The sequence below is a fragment of the Agarivorans albus genome (assembly GCF_019670105.1).
Lineage (GTDB): Bacteria > Pseudomonadota > Gammaproteobacteria > Enterobacterales > Celerinatantimonadaceae > Agarivorans > Agarivorans albus.
Window position 1 is genome coordinate 3,659,099 of the sequence record NZ_AP023032.1, and the last position, 20,336, is coordinate 3,679,434.

The 20,336-nt window shown below is 45.1% G+C and carries 18 protein-coding genes; 9 read left to right on the forward strand and 9 right to left on the reverse strand.

Going from position 1 to position 20,336, the window contains the following annotated elements; all coding sequences use genetic code 11:
* Window positions 1-457 precede the first annotated feature (457 nt).
* The 4 genes from K5620_RS16610 to K5620_RS16625 all read left to right on the forward strand — a co-directional run bounded on the left by K5620_RS16610 (window position 458) and on the right by K5620_RS16625 (window position 4,673).
* A complete protein-coding gene (locus tag K5620_RS16610; protein WP_016401340.1) occupies window positions 458-1,597 on the forward strand; it encodes a hypothetical protein in 1,140 nt (379 codons plus the stop codon).
* Window positions 1,598-1,602: 5 nt separating this feature from the next.
* Window positions 1,603-2,850, forward strand: coding sequence for a hypothetical protein (locus K5620_RS16615; protein ID WP_016401341.1), 1,248 nt, complete (start codon window positions 1,603-1,605; stop codon window positions 2,848-2,850).
* Window positions 2,851-3,154: 304 nt separating this feature from the next.
* Entirely contained in the window at window positions 3,155-3,916 is a 762-nt protein-coding gene (locus K5620_RS16620) for a hypothetical protein (RefSeq protein ID WP_016401342.1), read from the forward strand.
* 100 nt (window positions 3,917-4,016) lie between these two features.
* Window positions 4,017-4,673 carry a hypothetical protein gene (locus K5620_RS16625; RefSeq protein WP_016401343.1) on the forward strand — a complete coding sequence of 219 codons (657 nt, stop codon included), beginning with the start codon at window positions 4,017-4,019 and terminating at the stop codon, window positions 4,671-4,673.
* A 116-nt stretch (window positions 4,674-4,789) separates the two neighbouring features.
* On the opposite strand, the gene K5620_RS16630 is transcribed toward K5620_RS16625, so the two are convergent.
* The 6 genes from K5620_RS16630 to K5620_RS16655 all read right to left on the reverse strand — a co-directional run bounded on the left by K5620_RS16630 (window position 4,790) and on the right by K5620_RS16655 (window position 10,769).
* Complete coding sequence (locus tag K5620_RS16630) at window positions 4,790-6,514, reverse strand: ABC transporter substrate-binding protein (protein ID WP_016401344.1); 1,725 nt, start codon at window positions 6,512-6,514, stop codon at window positions 4,790-4,792.
* 97 nt (window positions 6,515-6,611) lie between these two features.
* Window positions 6,612-6,884: a DUF2160 domain-containing protein gene (locus tag K5620_RS16635; protein ID WP_016401345.1), complete on the reverse strand. Its 273-nt coding sequence runs from the start codon at window positions 6,882-6,884 to the stop codon at window positions 6,612-6,614.
* Window positions 6,885-6,894: 10 nt separating this feature from the next.
* Window positions 6,895-7,695, reverse strand: a complete 801-nt coding sequence (locus K5620_RS16640; protein ID WP_016401346.1) for a carbohydrate ABC transporter permease — start codon at window positions 7,693-7,695, stop codon at window positions 6,895-6,897.
* A 21-nt stretch (window positions 7,696-7,716) separates the two neighbouring features.
* Complete coding sequence (locus tag K5620_RS16645) at window positions 7,717-8,580, reverse strand: carbohydrate ABC transporter permease (protein WP_016401347.1); 864 nt, start codon at window positions 8,578-8,580, stop codon at window positions 7,717-7,719.
* The gene (locus tag K5620_RS16650) at window positions 8,573-9,676 is read right to left on the reverse strand and encodes an ABC transporter ATP-binding protein (protein WP_016401348.1); all 1,104 of its coding nucleotides are present in this window, start codon (window positions 9,674-9,676) and stop codon (window positions 8,573-8,575) included. The genes K5620_RS16645 and K5620_RS16650 overlap by 8 nt, the downstream gene beginning before the upstream one ends.
* Window positions 9,669-10,769 carry an ABC transporter ATP-binding protein gene (locus tag K5620_RS16655; protein WP_016401349.1) on the reverse strand — a complete coding sequence of 367 codons (1,101 nt, stop codon included), beginning with the start codon at window positions 10,767-10,769 and terminating at the stop codon, window positions 9,669-9,671. The genes K5620_RS16650 and K5620_RS16655 overlap by 8 nt, the downstream gene beginning before the upstream one ends.
* Window positions 10,770-11,063: 294 nt before the next feature.
* On the opposite strand from K5620_RS16655, the gene K5620_RS16660 reads away from it, so the two are divergent.
* Both K5620_RS16660 and K5620_RS16665 read left to right on the forward strand, forming a co-directional pair.
* A complete protein-coding gene (locus K5620_RS16660) occupies window positions 11,064-12,962 on the forward strand; it encodes a sigma-54-dependent Fis family transcriptional regulator (RefSeq protein ID WP_016401350.1) in 1,899 nt (632 codons plus the stop codon).
* A 248-nt stretch (window positions 12,963-13,210) separates the two neighbouring features.
* Window positions 13,211-13,570, forward strand: coding sequence for a DUF4870 family protein (locus K5620_RS16665; RefSeq protein WP_016401351.1), 360 nt, complete (start codon window positions 13,211-13,213; stop codon window positions 13,568-13,570).
* Window positions 13,571-13,618: 48 nt separating this feature from the next.
* On the opposite strand, the gene K5620_RS16670 is transcribed toward K5620_RS16665, so the two are convergent.
* On the reverse strand, window positions 13,619-16,174 hold the full coding sequence (locus K5620_RS16670) for a hypothetical protein (protein ID WP_016401352.1): 2,556 nt from the start codon (window positions 16,172-16,174) through the stop codon (window positions 13,619-13,621).
* Between the two features lie 358 nt (window positions 16,175-16,532).
* Window positions 16,533-16,928 (reverse strand): GlcG/HbpS family heme-binding protein, encoded by a 396-nt coding sequence (locus tag K5620_RS16675; RefSeq protein WP_016401353.1) that lies wholly within the window; start codon window positions 16,926-16,928, stop codon window positions 16,533-16,535.
* A gap of 187 nt (window positions 16,929-17,115) precedes the next feature.
* On the opposite strand from K5620_RS16675, the gene K5620_RS16680 reads away from it, so the two are divergent.
* The 3 genes from K5620_RS16680 (at window position 17,116) to K5620_RS16690 (ending at window position 18,591) form a co-directional block, all read left to right on the forward strand.
* A complete protein-coding gene (locus K5620_RS16680) occupies window positions 17,116-17,862 on the forward strand; it encodes an SDR family oxidoreductase (protein WP_016401354.1) in 747 nt (248 codons plus the stop codon).
* 46 nt (window positions 17,863-17,908) lie between these two features.
* Entirely contained in the window at window positions 17,909-18,292 is a 384-nt protein-coding gene (locus tag K5620_RS16685) for a hypothetical protein (RefSeq protein ID WP_016401355.1), read from the forward strand.
* Window positions 18,293-18,363: 71 nt separating this feature from the next.
* Window positions 18,364-18,591 carry a hypothetical protein gene (locus tag K5620_RS16690; protein ID WP_215426376.1) on the forward strand — a complete coding sequence of 76 codons (228 nt, stop codon included), beginning with the start codon at window positions 18,364-18,366 and terminating at the stop codon, window positions 18,589-18,591.
* A gap of 33 nt (window positions 18,592-18,624) precedes the next feature.
* Here K5620_RS16690 and K5620_RS16695 read toward each other — a convergent pair whose 3' ends face one another.
* Entirely contained in the window at window positions 18,625-20,202 is a 1,578-nt protein-coding gene (locus tag K5620_RS16695; protein ID WP_040307053.1) for a PAS domain-containing methyl-accepting chemotaxis protein, read from the reverse strand.
* Window positions 20,203-20,336 lie beyond the last annotated feature (134 nt).

Below are 20,336 nucleotides of genomic sequence, written 5' to 3' on the forward strand. Positions count from 1 at the left end.
GCTATTCGAACGCTTTATCGCGCCTAAAATAGCCTAATTACCCTTGCGCTAGGGCTCTCTATAACTGCTTTGTTGTAAACAAATGCAGACTACACACAGCAACTCTCTAGCAGCTAAATAGTCATTTTTGTGCACTTGAATTTTTAAAATCTCCCTGCCCGCACTACGCTTACTAGGGTCTGTTGAACTTTCGCGGTTAAATTTTGTTCGAGATAAAATCGTTTTAGGCGCGGCAAGGGGTGTGCTGCCTAGTTATTCTAAGCTAATACTCCTTAACAAAGCATAAAGCGGTTTTAGCCGAACCCTTCGGGCAGTGTTTGTGGCTCATTTCTACTGCGTTATCGGCTACTCATGTAGCTTAGCTATACATCAAAGCATCTGGCTGAATAAATAAGCCACAAACTGCTGCAAACATCAGCTCGAAAGATCCACAGACCCTAGTCAGCAAGGAGGCTTTATGAAGATTTCCCAAATCCGCATTGAGCAGCAACCCGACCACGCTATTCTTCGGGCCGATTGCGCTGGCTTCGACTTATGGTACAAGTTCCCCGCCCCGCTACAGCCTCGCTTAAGTGCCGACCCATTTATTGCCGCTTGTTTACTGATTTGCATGGCAAAAAACCAAGACTTGCAGCTAGAAGACAGCGCAACCTATTCCCCTACCTTGCTACGCAACCTCGAACAGCTGCAGGACATTTTTGCTTATTGGCAAGACTACCTTGGCCACAACATGCACCATATTAAGATAAAGGGCGGCACCGCTAAGGAAGAGCCGTTTCCTTGCAATGATAAAGTGTCGTTTTTCTCTGGAGGGGTCGACGGTTACCATACTTACCAACAAAACCAGCAAGACATCGATTACCTTCTATTTGCCAAAGGCATTGATATGCAGCTGTCTAGCGACGAGCTATACCAACAAGCCTTTGCGTGTAATCAACAGTATTTGGAAAAACACCACAAGCTACTTTATCCAATCGAAACTAACGTTAGATTTTTGGGTTACCACAACCAACTAAAATGGGGCGTATGTTTTGGTGGCGGCCTGTCCAGCATTGCGCTCGCCTTGGGGGTAAAGAAGTGTTTTATTGCCGCGGGATTAACCTACCAAAACAATGTTCCCGAAGGCTCTAACTACATTACCGACCATTTATGGAGTAATCACCACACCCAAATTGTCCATCATGGCGCCGAAGTGAGGCGTATCGACAAACTTAAACAACTCACTAAAGACCAAGACTTTCTAAAAATTTTAAGGGTTTGCTGGCACGACCATGGCTACAACTGCGGAGAATGTGAAAAGTGCCTTCGCACCATGAGCAGCCTGCGTTTATTAGGCATAAAGACCGATTCCTTTCCCCCACTTAGCGACCAATTAGTTAAACAAAAACTGCGAGACCAAAAGCTTTATAACATTCACGATGTACAGTTTCTTGAAGAAAACCTCGACCAAGCCATCGCGGTAAACGACACAGTGATGATCGAAGCACTGCAGCACATCAAACATGATTTTGATATGCGCGCTTTAATCAAACAAGCCGACGAACTTATCTTGCATGGCTATGCCCACAAGCTAAAACAATTATTCGTGCGGCATTAAAATCGATGAAAATCCACCAGCTCAACTTAGAAAAACATAACAATTACCACAAAATATCGGCCATGCTGGGACCTTTCCCGCTGTGGTTTAAAACCAGCAGTGAGTGCTTAATAGCCTGTAACGACGCTAGCCCGTTTTTGTGCTCGGCACTTATACCGGCTATGTTTTTGGGCGAAGACATAGAGATCGACCGTCGGTATTACGTATCGGCAAGCTTGTTAGAAAAACTGCCGCTTATTCAAACCATGATGCACGCTTGGAACCCCATTTTTAAGTGCATTAAGGTAAACGTTAATACCCAAACCTTTAAGCCATCAGCTAGCCAATTAGGCCACAGCGCCTTTTTCTCTGGCGGGGTAGATGGCACCTACAACCTGATTAAGCACCAAGAGCAACTAGACAACTTAGTGCTTATTAATGGCTTCGACTTCTCTATGCCCCAGCCAGCTTGGCAACAGCTAGTCGCCCGCTGCCAAAAAACCGCCAAGCTGTTTAACAAAAGGCTAATTTGCGTAGAAAGTAACTTAAAAGAGTTTACCGGTTGGACAGGCCTAGCCCGCTTTGCCAACTTTGGCGCATCCTTAGCCAGTGTTAGCTTGCTGCTAAACCCCAAAAGCATGGCAATTAGTGGGGCAGTTACCTACGATGCGATTAACCCTTCTAACAGCCACCCGTTGTTAGATCCCTTATGGTCTAGCGAGTCCTGCCAAATTTCACACCTTGGGTTAGAAGCCGACCGAGCAGCCAAAATAGCGCTCATCAAACACTACCCAGAAGCCTTAGACAACCTATGGGTATGCTGGGAAGACCCAAGCAGCAACTGTGGGCGCTGCTCCAAATGCCATCGCACCTACATGGCTCTGCAGCTCAATAACATTTCCCACTTTCAGTTCTCCCAAGAAGTCGAGTTTTCTGCACTAAACAAACTCAGCCCCAAAAGTGACGAAGACCTCTCCTTTTACGAATACCTCTACCAACTGGCAATAAAGCAGCACAACCGCCAATTAAGCCAAGTACTACGTAAGATAATTTGGCGTTATCGCGCCAAAGCCTTTGCACGCGAAACCGACCGCCTGATATTGCATTCTGTTTGCAGCAAGTGGCGACAAAAGAAAATAGCCCATCATCAACTGGCCGACGTAAACGTATTTCCCAAATACAGTGACGCCATCCAACTAGAGCGCTTGCATCAGCGAATAAAGCAAAACCCCCGGTTTATCTCTAGCGCTAACATCGGCAGTATTTTTGATTAAACGCATGCAGCTTCGGCGGCACGAAGCTGCAAACCTACGTCTGTTTATTCTTAGCTTTAGTAAGTTCAGACCAAAAAAGTACTGTGATTTTACACCTAAAAATTACTTTTTCTTCTTTCCCCAAATGCATTCCGCCTTTCGTGCTGATATTTTTATTACCTTTAGAGCTAGATGGCTGATGTAGTTTAGGAATGGTGGTAATATTGGATTTATCAAATGCGTAAAAAGAGGAAAAATTCCGTGTTTAAACAAGGAAACTTTCCTATTAATAAACTATTAAGTCTCTTTGAAGGAGTAGAGTAAATTGATAGATGAATCAAACCCAGCAGGAAGACTTCATAAAATATTAGCCGAAGTAAGAAACCAAAACGATAAAGCGCCAGTAAAGAAAGCTTGGGCTACAGTTTTAGGGATAGAAGAAAATGATGTATTGGTTACCAAGTCTGTTGTTGAACTTTATTCTCTATCTCAAGAAATACAATCACTTATTAAAATGAATGAGGGTTTAAACCATGAATTATACCTTTCATCATTTGCCCAAATAGAGCGAGCATTTTTCCCTCTAAACCTTGGAACTCAGTGGAGTACGGTAAAGCCACACTTAACACCTGAGGCTTTAACAAGGTTACAATTTTGCGCGGAAGAACTATCGCGTTTCTATTCAGAAGAATCTCTATCCGAAGAAGATCTTAAAGATATAATTCAAAAAACAGAAGAATTATTTGAGAGTCTTTACAAGTCCAATTTACCAGAAGCCTTACGACTTTCGCTCTTGGAAGAGGTTGAAAGAATTCGAAATGCAATAAACTTATATAAAATAAAGGGCGCAAAAGGTTTAAAGGAAGCACTTCAAGGGACTCTCGGAGCTGTAGTATCGAATCAAGAAGAACTTAAAGAAGCATCCAAAACCGATAAAGATGTGATCAAACGTTTAGGTGAATTAATTGAGAAAATGGACTCATTTGCATCAAAAGCTTTAAAAATTAAGAAGGCTTTGGCATCACCAGTAAAATTTATGACTGAGCTTCTTACTAAAGACGAAGAGTCGGCAGAAATCGAGACTTAACAAGTCGTTTAAAAGGACAAACAACAGTTGGCTTTTGCTCCTTCGTCGCTAATTTTAGCCAACAATTTTATTGCCTCTTAATGAGGCTTTAGGCTCTATCATGGAACTCGTACAAGCATCTACACATCTACTTGATAGCAGTCCTCTAAAAGGAATTTCTAGGGGACTGATTTATTACGTTCATACAGGAAGGAATGCTTGGCATAGTACATGGGTAACTCAGTATGCAAACGGTTGCATGCACACTACTTTCGAATCCGCTAAAGAACACGCAGAGAAAAGAAGAACTAGAGGAACTGTATTTTATATCAAGCAATTACCCTGCTTAATATTTCGAAGTCAAAACACCTGTGTATTGGTAACTGAAATCAACAACAGAAATCCTCTATCCGGTTATTCTCCTGACGCAACAACCGACAACGTAGCTTATGATCTCAATAAAATAGATGGAGCGCTTAATAACTATTTGAAGATTGGTGCCCCAATCAATGGTGTAGCAATGTCGTTTCTTCCAAATAGTCGGTTTTGGAATGTGAGGCCAGGGCCAAGAGATTCAGTAATTATTCTAGCGTCCAAGAACCCTGCTATGTCGGTAGAAAAAGTCTCCGGTGATAGCTTGTTGGCATATAAATCATACTCAAGTGGCGGCAATTATTATCTTGGCTGGTCTGGCATAGAATCAGAAATAAAGAGGCTGGCAGTATTGCAGCTATATCGGAAAGCTAAGCCTAAAAAAAAGGGGGCAGAGTCACTTTAAGCGCCCTCACTTCGTTATCTAAGACCTTCTTTCTGCAAACAAGCGGCCTACAGTTTGAACTTAACTGCTAATAAAAAGACCCAGCCGAGGCTGGGTCTTTTTATTTACTGGTTTGCTTATTGGGCGATTAAATCTTTATAAGCGATGGTTTTACCTTGTGGCTTCTCGTTGGCTAACTTGGCTTTAGGTGAGCCAGGTTGGTTTAGCCAGTAAGAGGCGTCTTGCTTAGGGTTAAGCTTAGGACCACACTCGCCTTGCGCGCCACTGCGTTCTAAGCGTGTTAGCACTTTGTCTTGGGCGGCGGCTAGGCCATCCATTGCTTGTTGTGGGGTTTTCTCACCACTGGCCGCTTCTGCCACGTATTGCCACCAAAGCTGTGCCAGTTTTGGATAGTCTGGCACGTTGGTACCGGTTGGTGTCCATTGTACCCGTGCATCACTGCGGTAAAACTCCACCAAACCGCCTAGTTTAGGTGCGGCGTCGGTCATCGCTTGTGAGTTAATGTCTGACTCACGAATAGGCGTTAAGCCCACCAATGTTTTCTTAAGCGATACTGATTTAGACACTACAAACTGAGCATACAACCAAGCGGCTTGGCGTCTGTCTAACGGGGTAGAGTTTAAGAACGTCCACGAGCCGGTATCTTGATAACCCAGCTTCATGCCCTCTTCCCAGTATGGGCCGCGTGGCGAAGGTGCCATGCGCCATTTTGGCGTGCCATCTTCATTCACTACCGGTAACCCAGGTTTGGTCATATCGGCGGTAAAGGCGGTGTACCAGAAGATTTGCTGGGCTACGCTACCTTGTGCGGGCACTGGACCAGCTTCGCCAAAGGTCATGCCTGGGGCTTCTGGTGGCGCGTATTTTTTAAGCCATTCTACGTATTTAGCGGTGGCATAAACTGCCGCAGGGCCATTGGTGGCACCACCACGTTCTACGCTTGAGCCTACAGGGTTACAGCCTTCGACACGAATGCCCCATTCATCAACCGGAACACCATTAGGAATGCCTTTGTCGCCCGCACCCGCCATAGATAACCACGCATCGGTAAAGCGCCAACCTAGCGATGGATCTTTTTTGCCGTAATCCATGTGGCCGTAAACGCGCTCGCCATCAATGGTTTTTACTTTTTCTGAGAAGAATTCGGCGATGTCTTCATAAGCCGACCAGTTAAGCGGTACTCCTAACTCGTAACCGTATTCGGCTTTAAATTTCTCTTTTAGATCGGCGCGTTCAAACCAGTCGGCGCGGAACCAATATAAGTTAGCAAACTGTTGGTCTGGCAGCTGGTAGATTTTTCCATCTGGCCCAGTGGTAAAACTTAAACCAATAAAATCTTCTAAATCTAAGGTTGGCAGGGTTACGTCTTTACCCTCGCCTTTTATAAAGTCACTAATGGGAACTACTTTGCCGTAGCGAAAGTGAGTACCAATTAAGTCTGAATCGTTTACGTAGGCATCATAAATATTACGACCCGACTGCATTTGCGTTTGCAGTTTTTCTACTACATCGCCTTCTTGGATCAAATCATGATTAACCTTAATACCGGTTATCTCAAAAAATGCCTTGGCTAAGGTCTTACTTTCATATTCATGGGTGGTAATGGTTTCTGAGGCTACATTAATTTCCATACCACGAAATGGTTTTGCCGCTTCTGTAAACCATGCCATCTCATCCATTTGCTGCTGCTGGCTCAAGGTAGAAGGCGTAAACTCTTCTCCCACCCATTGTTTAGCGGCATCACTGTATTGATCTGCTAAGGCTAAGCTACTACATCCGGCAATGACCATTGCTACACTAAGGCGAGCTAGCTTAAACACTGATTTTTTGTTGTAGGGCATTTCTTCATTCCTTTTGTTTTTTTAAAGTGCATGTTGTTTTTTAAGGCACCTTTTGATGCCTTTGCACATCCATTTTTGCTCTCGAGTTTTGTGTTACTTACCCCCATCTCATTACGATAAACAGCCACACCACAGCTACCGCAAAGGGCAGCCAAATGCTGAGTTCGGTCATCCCGATAAAACCAAGATGAATAAACGCACTGCTTAACAAGCCAATAAACAATCGATCGCCACGGGTAGTAGCTATCGGTAAAAAACCTTTTCGCGCCACGCAGGGACTTTTTAGCTCCCAACAGGTCATCACAAACAAAATGCAGGCGATGCCGGTAAAAAATAATGCTGATGGAGTTGTCCATGCCATCCAGTTCATGTTGTTTCTCCTATACCCGTCCGAGGGCAAAGCCCTTGGCTACGTGATTTCTAACAAACCAAATTACTAATACTCCCGGCAAAATAGTGAGCACCCCTGCTGCTGCTAATACGCCCCAATCAATGCCCGAGGCACTCACTGTTCTGGTCATTACTGCGGCAATCGGTTTAGCGTCTACCGAGGTTAAGGTTCTGGCCAACAGCAGCTCTACCCAACTAAACATGAAGCAGAAAAAGGCGGTTACCCCAATGCCCGAGCGAATAAGCGGAATAAAAATTTTGGCGAAGAAGCGTGGAAAGCTGTAACCGTCGATGTAGGCAGTTTCGTCTATCTCGCGTGGCACGCCCGACATAAAGCCTTCGAGGATCCACACCGCTAACGGCACGTTAAACAAACAATGCGCGAGAGCCACAGCAATGTGGGTATCAAACAAACCGACCGATGAGTAAAGTTGGAAAAACGGCAGCAAAAATACCGCTGGCGGCGCCATTCGGTTAGTTAGCAACCAAAAGAACAGGTGTTTGTCGCCAATAAAACGAAAGCGCGAAAAGGCGTAAGCAGCCGGCAGCGCTACCGCCAAGGTAATCACCATATTGAGTGACACGTAGTAAATCGAGTTCACATAACCCATGTACCAGCTGGCGTCGCTAAAAATGGTGGCATAGTTGGCAAAGGTAAAATGCTCTGGCCAAAAACTAAGCCCGCCGAGTATTTCTTGATTACTCTTAAACGACATAATCACCAGCCAATAAATCGGTAACAGCAGGAACAAGATATAGGCACTCATCCCTAGTGTTTTTTTCATATTCATAATTGCATCCTTTCGCAGTACTTACTTGCTGTCGTTATGAGTCATAGCGGTGTAAAACAGCCAGCTGACTAACAAAATGATTAAGAAATAAATGATCGAGAACGCCCCTGCTGGCCCAATATCAAATTGGCCTACCGCCATTTTGGTGAGGGTTTGGCTGAGGAAGGTGGTTGAGTTACCCGGCCCGCCGCCAGTAAGTACAAAGGGCTCGGTGTAAATCATAAAGCTGTCCATAAAGCGCAGCAGCACGCCAATTAGCAATACGTTTTTAAGCTTGGGAAGCTGGATAAAACGAAATACTGCCCAGTTAGAGGCGCGGTCTATTCGCGCAGCTTGATAGTAGGCATCGGGAATCGCCCGTAAGCCGGAGTAACACAGCAAGGCAACCAGCGATGTCCAATGCCATACATCCATAAGCAATACGGTAAACCACGCATCCATGGGGTTGGCGGCATAGTTATAATCGATGCCTAGGCTATTAAGTGCCCAACCAAATAGGCCAATATCGGCGCGACCAAAAATTTGCCAAATAGTACCCACAACATTTAGTGGTACCAGCAGTGGTAAGGCTAACACCAACAAACACACTACCGAGCCGGGGCCACGGGAGGGCATCATTAAGGCCACCAAAATACCTAAGGGAATTTCGATTAATAACACCGAACCAGAGAAGATAAATTGGCGAATTAAGGAGTCGTGCAAACGGGTATCGTTAAGAATTTCGCGATACCATTCGGTGCCCACAAAGTAGCGGGTATTGGCATCAAAAATATCCTGTATTGAATAGTTCACCACGGTCATTAAGGGCACAATGGCGCTAAAGGCCACCAGCGCAAACACAGGCAGTACCAAGTACCACGCTTTATTGGTATAGGGTTTAATCATGATGTGCTTCCTTGGCGATCAAGTATTCGTCGATATAGAGCATCAACCATTGCTCGGGAAAACTGATATAGGCGGTTTGATGAGGGACTTTTTGGTCTTCTTGCAAGCGAGCTTTAATCACCTGCTCACCCAGTTTTAAACTTAGGATTTTGTAGGTGCCTAGGTCTTCAACAAACAGCACCTCTGCTTGGTAGGCATCGCCATTGGGTTTATCCCATACATGCACAAACTCGGGACGAATACCCACTTTTAAGTTGGTAGATTGGCTAGCATTAACCGCGTTTAGTTCGTGTTCATTTAAAGCGATACTTTGCTCACCAAAACATACGCCCTGCTCACAGCGCTCAACTTCCATTAAGTTCATACCTGGGCTGCCAATAAAGTAGCCCACAAAAGTATGATTGGGCTGTTCGAACAGCTCTCGAGGGGTGCCAAACTGCACTACTTGGCCGTTGTACATCACCGCAATTTTGTCGGCAAAAGTAGAAGCCTCTAGCTGATCGTGGGTGACGTACACCATGGTGATATTAAACTGCTCATGAATTTGCTTGAGCTTGCGGCGTAGCTTCCATTTAAGGTGGGGGTCGATAACCGTGAGTGGTTCATCAAACAAAATGGCCGATACGTCGTCTCGCACTAAGCCTCGGCCCATCGAGACTTTTTGTTTTTCGTCGGCGCTTAAGTTGGCAGCCTTTTTATTGAGTACGGCGGTGAGATCGAGGATTTCGGCAATTTCGCCCACTTTAGACTGCACCTTGGCTTTACTGGCGCCCATGTTGCGCAGTGGAAAGGCCAAGTTATCGAACACCGTCATGGTGTCGTACACCACCGGAAACTGGAATACTTGGGCAATGTTGCGCTCTTGCGGCGGAATGTCGTTTACTCTTACCCCATCAAACAAGACCTCTCCGTCTGAAGGTTCTAGCAAGCCAGAGATAATGTTTAATAGGGTAGATTTGCCGCAACCAGATGGACCCAGCAAGGCGTATGCACCGCCCTTTTGCCACACATGATTCATTTCGCGAATCGCATATTGCGGTTGTTCGACCTGCTTGTCGTAACAATGCGCTAAAGACTTAAGTTGGATCTCAGCCATGATAATGATCCTCTATACGGCGGCTTGATGCTTGAATAAGCTCACCGGCATGGTCGAATACATGCAACTTATGGGTTGGCACATAAATTTTTATTTTTTCGTCTACGTGGTAGGAATGAACGCCAGAGAGATGCAGCACTAATTGGAAGTGCTCGTTACGTACGTGCAAAAAGGTTTCAGAGCCGGAGATTTCTGCTAGCTCAACTTGAACCGAAATCTCTAAATCGTCATCATTTTTGGGCAGTAAACTTAAATGGCTAGGGCGAATACCAAACTGGTAGTTGCCCTCTCCCAAGGCTTTTAAGTCGGCATTTAGCGGGAAGTGCACTTTGTCATCAAAGGTCACTTCGGTAGCGCTCATTTTGCCGGCAATAAGGTTAATGGGCGGCTCGTTAAACAAAGCTGCTGCCGTAACATTGCGAGGCGAATGGTAGGTATCGGCCGTTGGGCCACTTTGAATCACCCTGCCTTCATGCAAGATAGTGGTGGTGCCACCTAGTGCGAGTGCTTCGTTAGGCTCGGTGGTGGCATACACCGCAATGGTATTACGCTGCGCAAATAACTCGCGCATTTCTTGGCGCAGCTCTTCGCGTAACTTGTAATCTAAGTTCACCAAGGGCTCATCAAATAAAATGATGTCTGCATCTTTAATTAAGGCGCGCGCCATGGCGGTACGTTGCTGCTGTCCACCAGAGAGCTCCAAAGGCAAGCGAGACAAAAATGGCGTAATACGCAGCATTTCGGCCGTTTCAATTACCCGCTTCTTAATGGTGGTTTCCGACTCATTGGCTAAGCGCAAAGGCGAGGCAATGTTGTCGTAAACGCTCATGTTGGGGTAGTTAATAAACTGCTGATAGACCATCGATACATTGCGCTCTTGCACCGACACGCCGGTAACATCTAGGCCATTCATTAACACTCGGCCGGTATTAGGTTTGTCTAATCCGGCCATTAGCCGCATTAAACTGGTTTTGCCTGATAAGGTGCGGCCCAGTAATACGTTAAACGAGCCGGGCTCAAAATTGAGATTGGCTTGGTTAATGTAATACTGGCCATCGACCATCCTTGTTACGTTTTCCAATGTCAGTGACATGGGCGGGGGCTCTCCTTATTGTTCTGTGCTGAACAATGTTCGCACTCTGTTCAAATTCGCAAATCTACGAAGCTTATTGCCAGAGTTATGCCAAGCTCACCAACAAAATCTAACTCATTGTTTTAATTGAACCTAATAAACACAACAGCATTTACTTTAATAAAAAAATGTTCATTTAGTGTGATCAATGTGAACATTTTGTTAATCGATTTTGACCAATTAATGTTCGTATGCGAAAGTGCCTGCCTAACACTGTTCACTACTAAACAATGTGATGCTGATTTAAGGATTGAGATGAGCGAGAAATCACAGTGGTATATAGAGCATGAAGCCCTAATTAAGAGTTCTTGGCAGCGCTGTCGAGAATCTGGCTTAACCCATCATAGTGAGCCAAACGTAGAGCATAAATCTGCGGGGGATTTGTCGTGCCTATTGGAACAGCATCATCAATTACTCGAGACAACCCACCATCAAGTACTGCCGTATTACGAGAACTTGCTAAGCAACAGCAATAGCCAAGTAATGCTGGCAGACCATCAAGGCTATGTATTAAAAAGTTGGGGGGAGCAACGCTTTAAACAGCAGCATCAAGAAATCTTCTCACCAGGCACTGGCTGGCAAGAACCAGTGCTAGGCACCAACGCCATTGGCACCGCCTTAAAAACCGGTAGCGTGGTGCAAATTCATCATGACGAGCACTTTTTAGTGGCCAACCGCTTTATGACCGGTTCTGCAGCACCCATTTATGGGGTTGATAGAGAGATGGTGGGAGTGATTGATATCTCTAGCGATACTTACCTGCCGGAATCTCATACCTTAGGCATGGTTAAGATCATGTCGCAAGCGGTTGAAAATCAGCTAATTATTTCGCACTTCAATAGCGAGCACTTTTTGCTGCGTTTTAATACCAGCCCGGAAAACATCGATAGCCAATGGTCAGCACTGATTGTATTTGATGAAACCGGCTTAGTGATTTCGGCCAATCGCCGTGCAGAACTAGTGCTAGCCACCGACTTGAAGTTAGTGAATATAAACGAGCTATTTGAAGTAAGCGTTAACCAATTGATTAACCAGCCTGAGAGCTTTCAAGTTCCGCTGATTACACGTCAGCAGTTTAGGGTGCATGGGGTTTTACATAAACCTAAGCAAGCAAAACCACGAGTATTAGATTTTAGAACCTTGCTTAAGCCCGAGCAGAACAAAGCGCAACACTTTTCAGAAAAACAAGCATTCTTGCTTGACGACCTTAATTTAGGCGACCCGGTAATGGCTAAGGCCGTGGCACAAAGCAAACGCATTGTAGATAAAGAGATCCCCATTTTGATCCGCGGAGAAACAGGGGTAGGAAAAGAGGTGTTTGTAAAAGCGCTGCACCACTCAAGCCAACGCAGCAAACAAAATATGGTAACGGTAAACTGCGCGGCGATTCCCCAAGAGTTGGTGGAATCGGAACTGTTTGGTTATGAAAAAGGCGCGTTTACTGGCTCTAGCAGCAAAGGCTATATAGGGCTGATCCGCAAGGCAGATAAAGGCACCCTCTTTTTAGATGAAATTGGCGACATGCCATTGAATGTACAAGCGCGCTTACTAAGAGTATTGCAGGAGCGCAGAGTAAACCCCTTGGGCAGTACCGAGTCTTACCCGGTAGATTTTAAGCTAGTGTCAGCGACTAACCGAAACTTAAAAGATGATGTAGAAGCAGGCAGTTTTCGCCAAGATTTATACTACCGCGTGAGCGGTTTAAACATTGAGCTACCGGCGCTTCGTCATCGAAGTGACCGACAACACCTGATCCAGTTTTTGCTAAATTACTATGCAGAAACACCGCAAGACGCCTTAATTACAGAGCGTGCAATGCATAGCTTTTGCCAGCACCCTTGGCCTGGCAACATTCGCCAGCTAGTAAGTGTTATTCAAATCGCCCAAGCGATGTCGGATAACCAAGCCATCGATTTACAACATCTACCCGACGACTTTTTTGCCGACCTTGATGGCCAAGTCACTAACGTAGAACAGTTTACTCCAAGCTCTTCGCAAACTAACTCTGAGCCAGAACAAGTTAAGCAGCCAAATAGTGATGACATAGTCGCGGTTTATCAGTCACTTTCTTGCAATATATCCAAGACAGCTCAGCAGCTTGGTATCAGCCGCAATACGGTATACAAGCGCTTACGAGAATCAGGTTACAAATAGCCTAAACCTCTGAATATGCCGCTCTCACCATCTTTTAGCTAAAGCATTAATATATAAAAGATTATATTAATATTATTTAACGCAAAACTAGCTTGTCTGCTAAAGCTTTCCACTTTTCTCTATGTCATATTCACCTCTTTAGAGGTATTCAGTAAATCGGGAACAAGCAATCTCGTACTTTCAAATACCCGCTAAGCCTTTGGCAATTTAACCAGTTCTAAACTCACTGACAATTTAAGGAGTAAATAATGTCAGAAATGCAAAATGCAGTCACCGAAGCGCCTCTATCTGCTAGCGATGAAGCTGCAAAAACCAGCGCATTAATAGGCTATGGTTTAATGATTCTAGGTTTGTTTACCGGTCTGTTTTGGATCGTGGGCGCTATTTGGGCCATGGTGAAAAAAGCGGATGCAGCAGGTACCCTGTTTGAGGATCACTACTCAAATATTATTAAAACCTTTTGGTGGGGTTTTGGCCTGTCGATTATTGGCTTTGTATTAGCATTTGTAATCATAGGGTATTTTGTACTGTTAGGAGTTTGGATTTGGTCAATCTACCGAATCATTAAAGGCCTAGCGAAGATAACCTCTAACAAGTCGTACTACTAACATACAAAAAAGGGAGCACAAGGCTCCCTTTTAAATCTGCTCACAGCTCTAGTTTAGAACATCCAATTGCACTTGATAGTTACAAGCGCCACCCTCTAGATCTAACCTATAACGGTCTTCTTTGTATTCAACCGCATCAATGTCATTCCAGTTAATGATACTAATACTTGGTGTTGCAGGCGCTATTGGGGTGATTTTTAAGTTACCCGCAATAATAGAACCGTCGGCTTGTACAATCGGCTCTTCTGGCAGGTTAATTTGCCAAATAGCAGAAACCGTGTCGGCTACAACACATTGGTCAGTGACCATAACTTGGTCAGCACTAAAACGAATCTCACGCTGCCACGAGGTAATTGAATCGTAGGCGGGATACACACCGGTTAGGTCCATATTGATGGTAGTAACATCACCATCAACCTGATGAGTCATACTGCCCTCGGTACCGCGCTTCTGCGGAATGATTTCTCCAGCCTCTTCAAAACGTAGGATGTTGTGCTGATCACTAAGTTGATGAATTCCGCTGTGTGACCAAATATTTTGGGTTACTGCTAAAAACTCATCTTTAAACAAAGTGAATGAGCCTTGGTCTTGATGAGCATGCGATTCATCGTAAATACCTGCAACGGCAGATAACCATGTTGCATCGGCATCCCAAGAGGAGCGAACAAACAGGTGGCCAGCGCTAGAAGAGTAATACAGCAAATCACTTGGCACTATTTGATTGAGCTCTTGCTGCAACAAAGTAGTATGCAGATTGAAGCCAAAACGCATTGGGTCAACGGAATTATTAGCTAACCACCAACTGCCACGCTTCGCTGCGTCACTGCCAATATTTAACGAGGCAGCACGCTGCATTAAGCTTTCGTGATAATCGAACAGTACCGGGAATGAGACCCGAGATTGGTCGCCAATTGGCGCAAAATGCGTTAAGTCTGGAGTAGTAGCGTGGATCCAGTAATCGATGGTTTGTTTTGTATGCAAAGACTCAAGTGATAAGTCTTCCCCGGTAGAGTCTCGCCAAATGATGTACAGCTCAAATAGCTTACCCTGAGCTACTCCATAGCCAGTCCCTTCACGGCTACCACCACCAGCAAACTGCGCATAATACTCCACTAGCTTCGGCAGTTTGTCATCTCTGAGTAGATTGAGCCAAGTTTCGTTTTCGTCCACTAAACCCCAAGTCATGGTGGCTTTTAAGAAACTGAAGTGATAATTGTTGCCTGGATTAGTGGTGGCCCAGCCGCTCCAAGGGAAGCTATTACCGCCCCACTGTGCATCTGCATGGTTCCACACATTCCAAATAGCCTGCTCAGCGTAGTTTTTCCAACGCGTTTTTTGGCTATCGCTAAGCAAGTCATAACCATAGTCGTAAACGTAAGCCAGCTCAGATATAAAATCGCCTACGTAAAGATAAGAATCAAACGAAGTTTTTGGTTTGTCGTTTGCAGCAATCAGGGCTTCTGCCGCAACGACTTGCTCTTCTACATCTTCAATTGCTAACTCAATGTATTTTTTATCTTGAGTTAGGTAATACATGTAAACCGCATCGGTAGGCGAAAATCCATATCCCGGATTACCATCAACCGCTTGGTCGACCCAACTTGCAAAGCGGCTATAATCTTGCCCGGCAAAGCGTAAGTGTTCTATCGATGCCAGAGACAGTTTGTGGTTAGTGGCAGCTGGCGCTAATACTTCAACTTGAATATCTGCTTGCTGGCCCTGCCAGCTGGCAGTGCAAATGGATTGGCCAACCTGATTGGTGACTAGAAGCTGTTGAGCATCTACTGATACTACACTGCTATCGCAAGCCCACTGCACATCGCTTAGTGACGCTTTCACAGAGCCATCACTGTAGCTAGCGTTAACTTGTAAGCTTTGCTTCGATGCTAAAGGAATATCAATGGGTCCTGCAGGGTTAATGCTAATACTGCTTAAGGTAGCGGGCGCAGACACGACAACCTCAAGATCAGCACTCAGGTTTTTCCAAGTAACGCTGCACGTGGCTTGTCCTGCTTGTTCGGCGGTAAGTTGCTGGGCATTAATACTTACTACATTGCTATCACAAAGCCACTGCGCATCACTGCTCACTGCTTGTTGAGAGCCGTCATTAAAACTGGCGATAACTTCTAAAGCTTGTTGATCGTTAAGCGTTAGAGCAACCGGACTAACTGGGGAAATAGTAAGGCTTTCAGCAATAATCTCATCAGAGCGAACCGTAAAATCCACTACCAAACTCAATGACGACCAAGCAAGGCTGCAGTTTGCTTCACCTTCTGAATTTGCTGTCACATAACTAGATTCACTAATGCTTACTGCTTCAGAGTTACATTGCCAGTTAAGCTTGAATGGGGTGAGATTTCGAGTAACACCATTGTCGTAAACTAAGTCCAATTCCAATTGGCTAGTCGCGCCTTCGGCTAGGTTTGTTTCCCCTGCTCGCAGCACAATAGCTTGTGCCACAGCAGCAGCCCCCGTGTCTGGAGTTTGCTGTTGAGCAGATGGCTCATCTCCACCACCTCCACATGCCAAAAGTAACAGTGGCGAGCAAGCTAACGCAGCAACTCTAATACAATGTGCCAAAGGCTTGCTGACTTGAAAAATCATATAACTTCCCTGTTTACCTTTTATAACTAATGCTGTCGCCAACTATGACTCAACAATGTTAAAAAATTGCTAACCAAGCCATCATGAATAATATGACTAGAGCTCTCTTGCCACTCCAATAGCAACATTTAGCGAATCAAACATCAAACTTTGCTAAAAACAAATTATTAACAAAACACTCTAAACGTACCGAACAGTTGACGGAGTTTTTACTAAAAAACTTTCAGATGAACTGATAATCATTAGTGATTGCCTAATACCGCGTAATAACTAATGTTAAGGTGAACAGGGATGATATGAGAGATAAGTCAATAGCGCAAACCAAAGGTTTACGCCAGTGATGAAAATTTGATCTTGGTTATACCATAGCATCTATTGCAGCTTGCGCTAGAGCAGCATCGTCTTGCTCACTCATGCCGCTAATACCAATGGCGCCGATCACATTTCCATCTTGGTAAATCGGCACACCACCCTGAATACCGGTAAAACGAGGATCCGTCCAATAACCCATGTCTTTACCAGTTTCTTTTGCCCATGCTGCTAAGTTGGCTGTAGGTTGGCGATCACGCGCTGCGGTATACGCTTTGTTCTGGGCTAGTACAGCGGCATGAAAAGCCACATTGTTCATTCGAGAAAAGCTTACTAACTCGCCGTGAGCATCAACCACTGCAACTGCAATGCTCACTTGTTTTTCGTCAGCTAAACGTAAGGCTTGCACATTTAAAGCACTGGCTAATTCAAAGGTAATATCCATAAATAATCTCAAAAGTGATAGTTAAGTTATTCCAGAGTCTAGAAAGATTAGTGCTTAAAGCCAACGCTTAGGGCGCAAGTTTATCGCACTATAGTATGGAATATAGTCATTTAATTCGTAACATAAAGGCTTTCTGTAGGCGGGTGATATTGCTAGCATGGTCTTTCTTCACATAGCAGGGACAACGATGAATAAAGTTGCACTCGTCACCGGTTCTAGTCGTGGCATTGGCGCTGCTACCGCTTTGCTGCTGGCGCAACAAGGCTATGCCGTTTGTATTAACTACAAACAAAACCAAGTGGCTGCTAACACGCTACTGAAGCAAATCCATGCCTTAGGTGTTCCTGCAATGGCTTATGCTGCTGATGTAAGCCAAGAGCAGCAAGTTGATAAGCTGTTCGCTGCCATTGACCAACAACTCGGCCCCATTACCGCCTTAGTTAACAATGCTGCCATGTTGCTACCACAAAGCTCGTTGGTAAATATGGACCAGAGCCGGATCAATCAGCTGCTCACGACTAACGTAACCAGTGCTTTTTTGTGCTGTAAATACGCCATTAAGCGCATGGGCAGCAGTTATGGTGGGGCTGGAGGGGCCATTGTTAATGTATCTTCAGCCGCAGCTCGCATAGGTTCTCCCTTCGAATACATCGATTATGCAGCCAGTAAAGGTGCCATTGATACTCTCACTAAAGGGCTTTCCTTAGAATTAGCCGAGCAAAAGATTAGAGTGAATGGGGTGCGGCCAGGCTTTATTGATACCGACATGCATGCCGATGGCGGCGAACCCAACCGAATTGAACGTGTCCGTAGTGCCATTCCCATGCAGCGCGCCGGTCAGCCCAGCGAAGTTGCCGAAGCCATTGCTTGGCTGCTCTCAGAACAAGCTTCTTATATCACGGGTAGTATTGTCGACGTTGCTGGCGGGCGATAAAACACTGAAATGCTAAGTGCTTAATAACACTAACAAGGACCATTAAATGGCCAAAGATCCTCGAATAATCGATAAACGCATTCCTCTCGTAATGGCTTTACTGATTGGCCTTTTTTGTTACTACACCTGGGCGCCTAATAGCCCTTTTAAACAGATAGAAAGCCTGTCTTTAGAACACGCCCTAGCGCATCAACAATCAGCTTTGGTTGAAGGCGATATTCTGGTTATTGGCACCACCAATAACCAGCAAGAGGTCTTAGCTAAAAGTGCTGAAGGCAATTTACTCACTATCAACTTCAATCAACAACCAACACCCACTATTGGTAGTTTTTGGCAGGTAAAAGGCATGCTCAGCTGGCCCGAAAACGCCCCCTTACTCAAAGTATCTCAAGCAAGTAACCCAACAAAACAATCAGCAGATTCACAATAAACTGCGCTAACGCAAGGTTGTATATAAGCATGTGCTTAATAATGGCTTAAGTCGTTATTAAAAAGGGCTATATGATGACTCAGCAACAAGGAAAGTACCTATTATATGCCGTTATATGCATAGGTTTATTATTGGTGCTAGTGGGAGTAGCTTTAGCTATGTTCTCTAATATCAGCGTTTCCATGGGCGTAACTGGGGTACAAATAATCGCAGGTATTATTGGCTTAGGCTTGCTGTTAATGGTGCCCAGCAAAATTATCCTCACCCTAATACTGATGAAAGCAAAATCAAAAAGCTAAGCCCAGTTATCTATTGTTGATTTATAGGCTAGATCAGCGAGCAAACAACTCGACCATTGCCCGCAACTTGCCACTTTGTTCAGCCAACAGATGATTGGCTTCGCTAGTATGCTGGCAACGCTGCAAGGTTTGCTGAGTTTGCTGGCTAATGGCAGAAACATTGCCACCAATTTCACTGGCAACAGAAGCCTGCTCCTCAGTCGCATTGGCAATTTGACTAATGCGGCTGCGAATTTCTTCCACTGTTTGGGTAATCTGCATAATTGCATCGCCGGCATGAGCAGCTTGATCAACACTGCCCTGAGCCGCCTTGCTACCTTGTTGCATCACTTTCACCGCTCTTTCTGCCCCGGTTTGTAGCGTTGCTACTATGCTTTGAATTTCTTCGGTAGAGCTTTGCGTGCGGCTAGCTAAGGTTCGCACTTCATCAGCCACCACCGCAAACCCTCGCCCCTGTTCGCCCGCTCTAGCTGCTTCGATGGCAGCATTTAACGCCAGTAAATTGGTTTGTTCGGCAATGCCTTGAATAACCGTTACAAAGGAGCCAATTTGCTCACTTTCTTGAGCTAGCGACGCGATCACTTCGCTGGCGGTATCAATTTCTTTAGCCAGCAGGTTTATTTGGGCGATGGTGTCGTTAACTTCTTGGTGGCCTTGGCGCACTTGCTGATCGGCTTGGCTGGTTTGCTCCACGGTTTGCTGGACGCTCGACGATACCTCTTCAACACTACTCGCCATTTGGCCAATGGCGCTAGCGACTTGCTCAACCTCATTTTGCTGCGAGTCCATATCGGTGTATACACCTTCGGTTGCGCTAGATGCCTGAGCCGCCACCTTATCCAGTTGCTGAGCAGAATCACTGACTCGCCAAATTAAGGTTTGTTGTTGATGATCCAATAAAATATTGGCTAATTGCAATTGCCCTAGTTCATCGCAGCGCCCGGTGTAAATCCATTGCGCCACGGGATCATCAATAGTTTGTTTACTGCTGGCGGCTAAACTGCGGATCGACGCACTTAGCATAGTGGCTAACAACACGCTTAGCCCAATAATAACCAAGGCTGCGATGAGCCCACTACCCAAAGACAATAGCGAGTTAAATAGGCAAAATGCCAACACCAATAATCCAGGTAAGGCGAAACTTAAGCTATAGCGGCTCAATATATTCAGCCCGCGCTCCAAGCGGGAAATAGGTGCCTGACCTTGATTGATGCGTTGATACAAACGATCAGCGCGTTTTACTGCCTCGGCATTAGGTTTTACCCTCACCGACTGGTAACCCTCTATCTCTCCTTTGTTAGAGAGCATCGGAGTGACAAAAGCATCTACCCAGTAGTTGTCACCGTTTTTGCAGCGATTATTCACAATCCCCATCCATGGTTTGCCGCTTTCAATTCGATCCCAAAGCATTTTAAAGGCCACTTTTGGCATCGCAGGATGGCGAACAATGTTGTGTCCATGAGTCACCAGCTCATCGTTGCTATAACCGCTAATGTCGACAAAGTCTTGATTAGCGTAGGTAATTACGCCTCGAGGATCGGTAGTTGAAACGATGTGTTGATGCTCAACCATCTTGCGCTCATTTCCAGTAAGAGAGGTTCCCCTAGGCATAAACAATCCTTTAATCACTAGCCGTGTGTTTGGCTTATTTTTAGTTGATGTGTTTATAAATTATTGACAACAAATAGATAACTCGCCAACAACAAACACTTAAAAAACATAACTTTTTGGATTATCTCTATTTG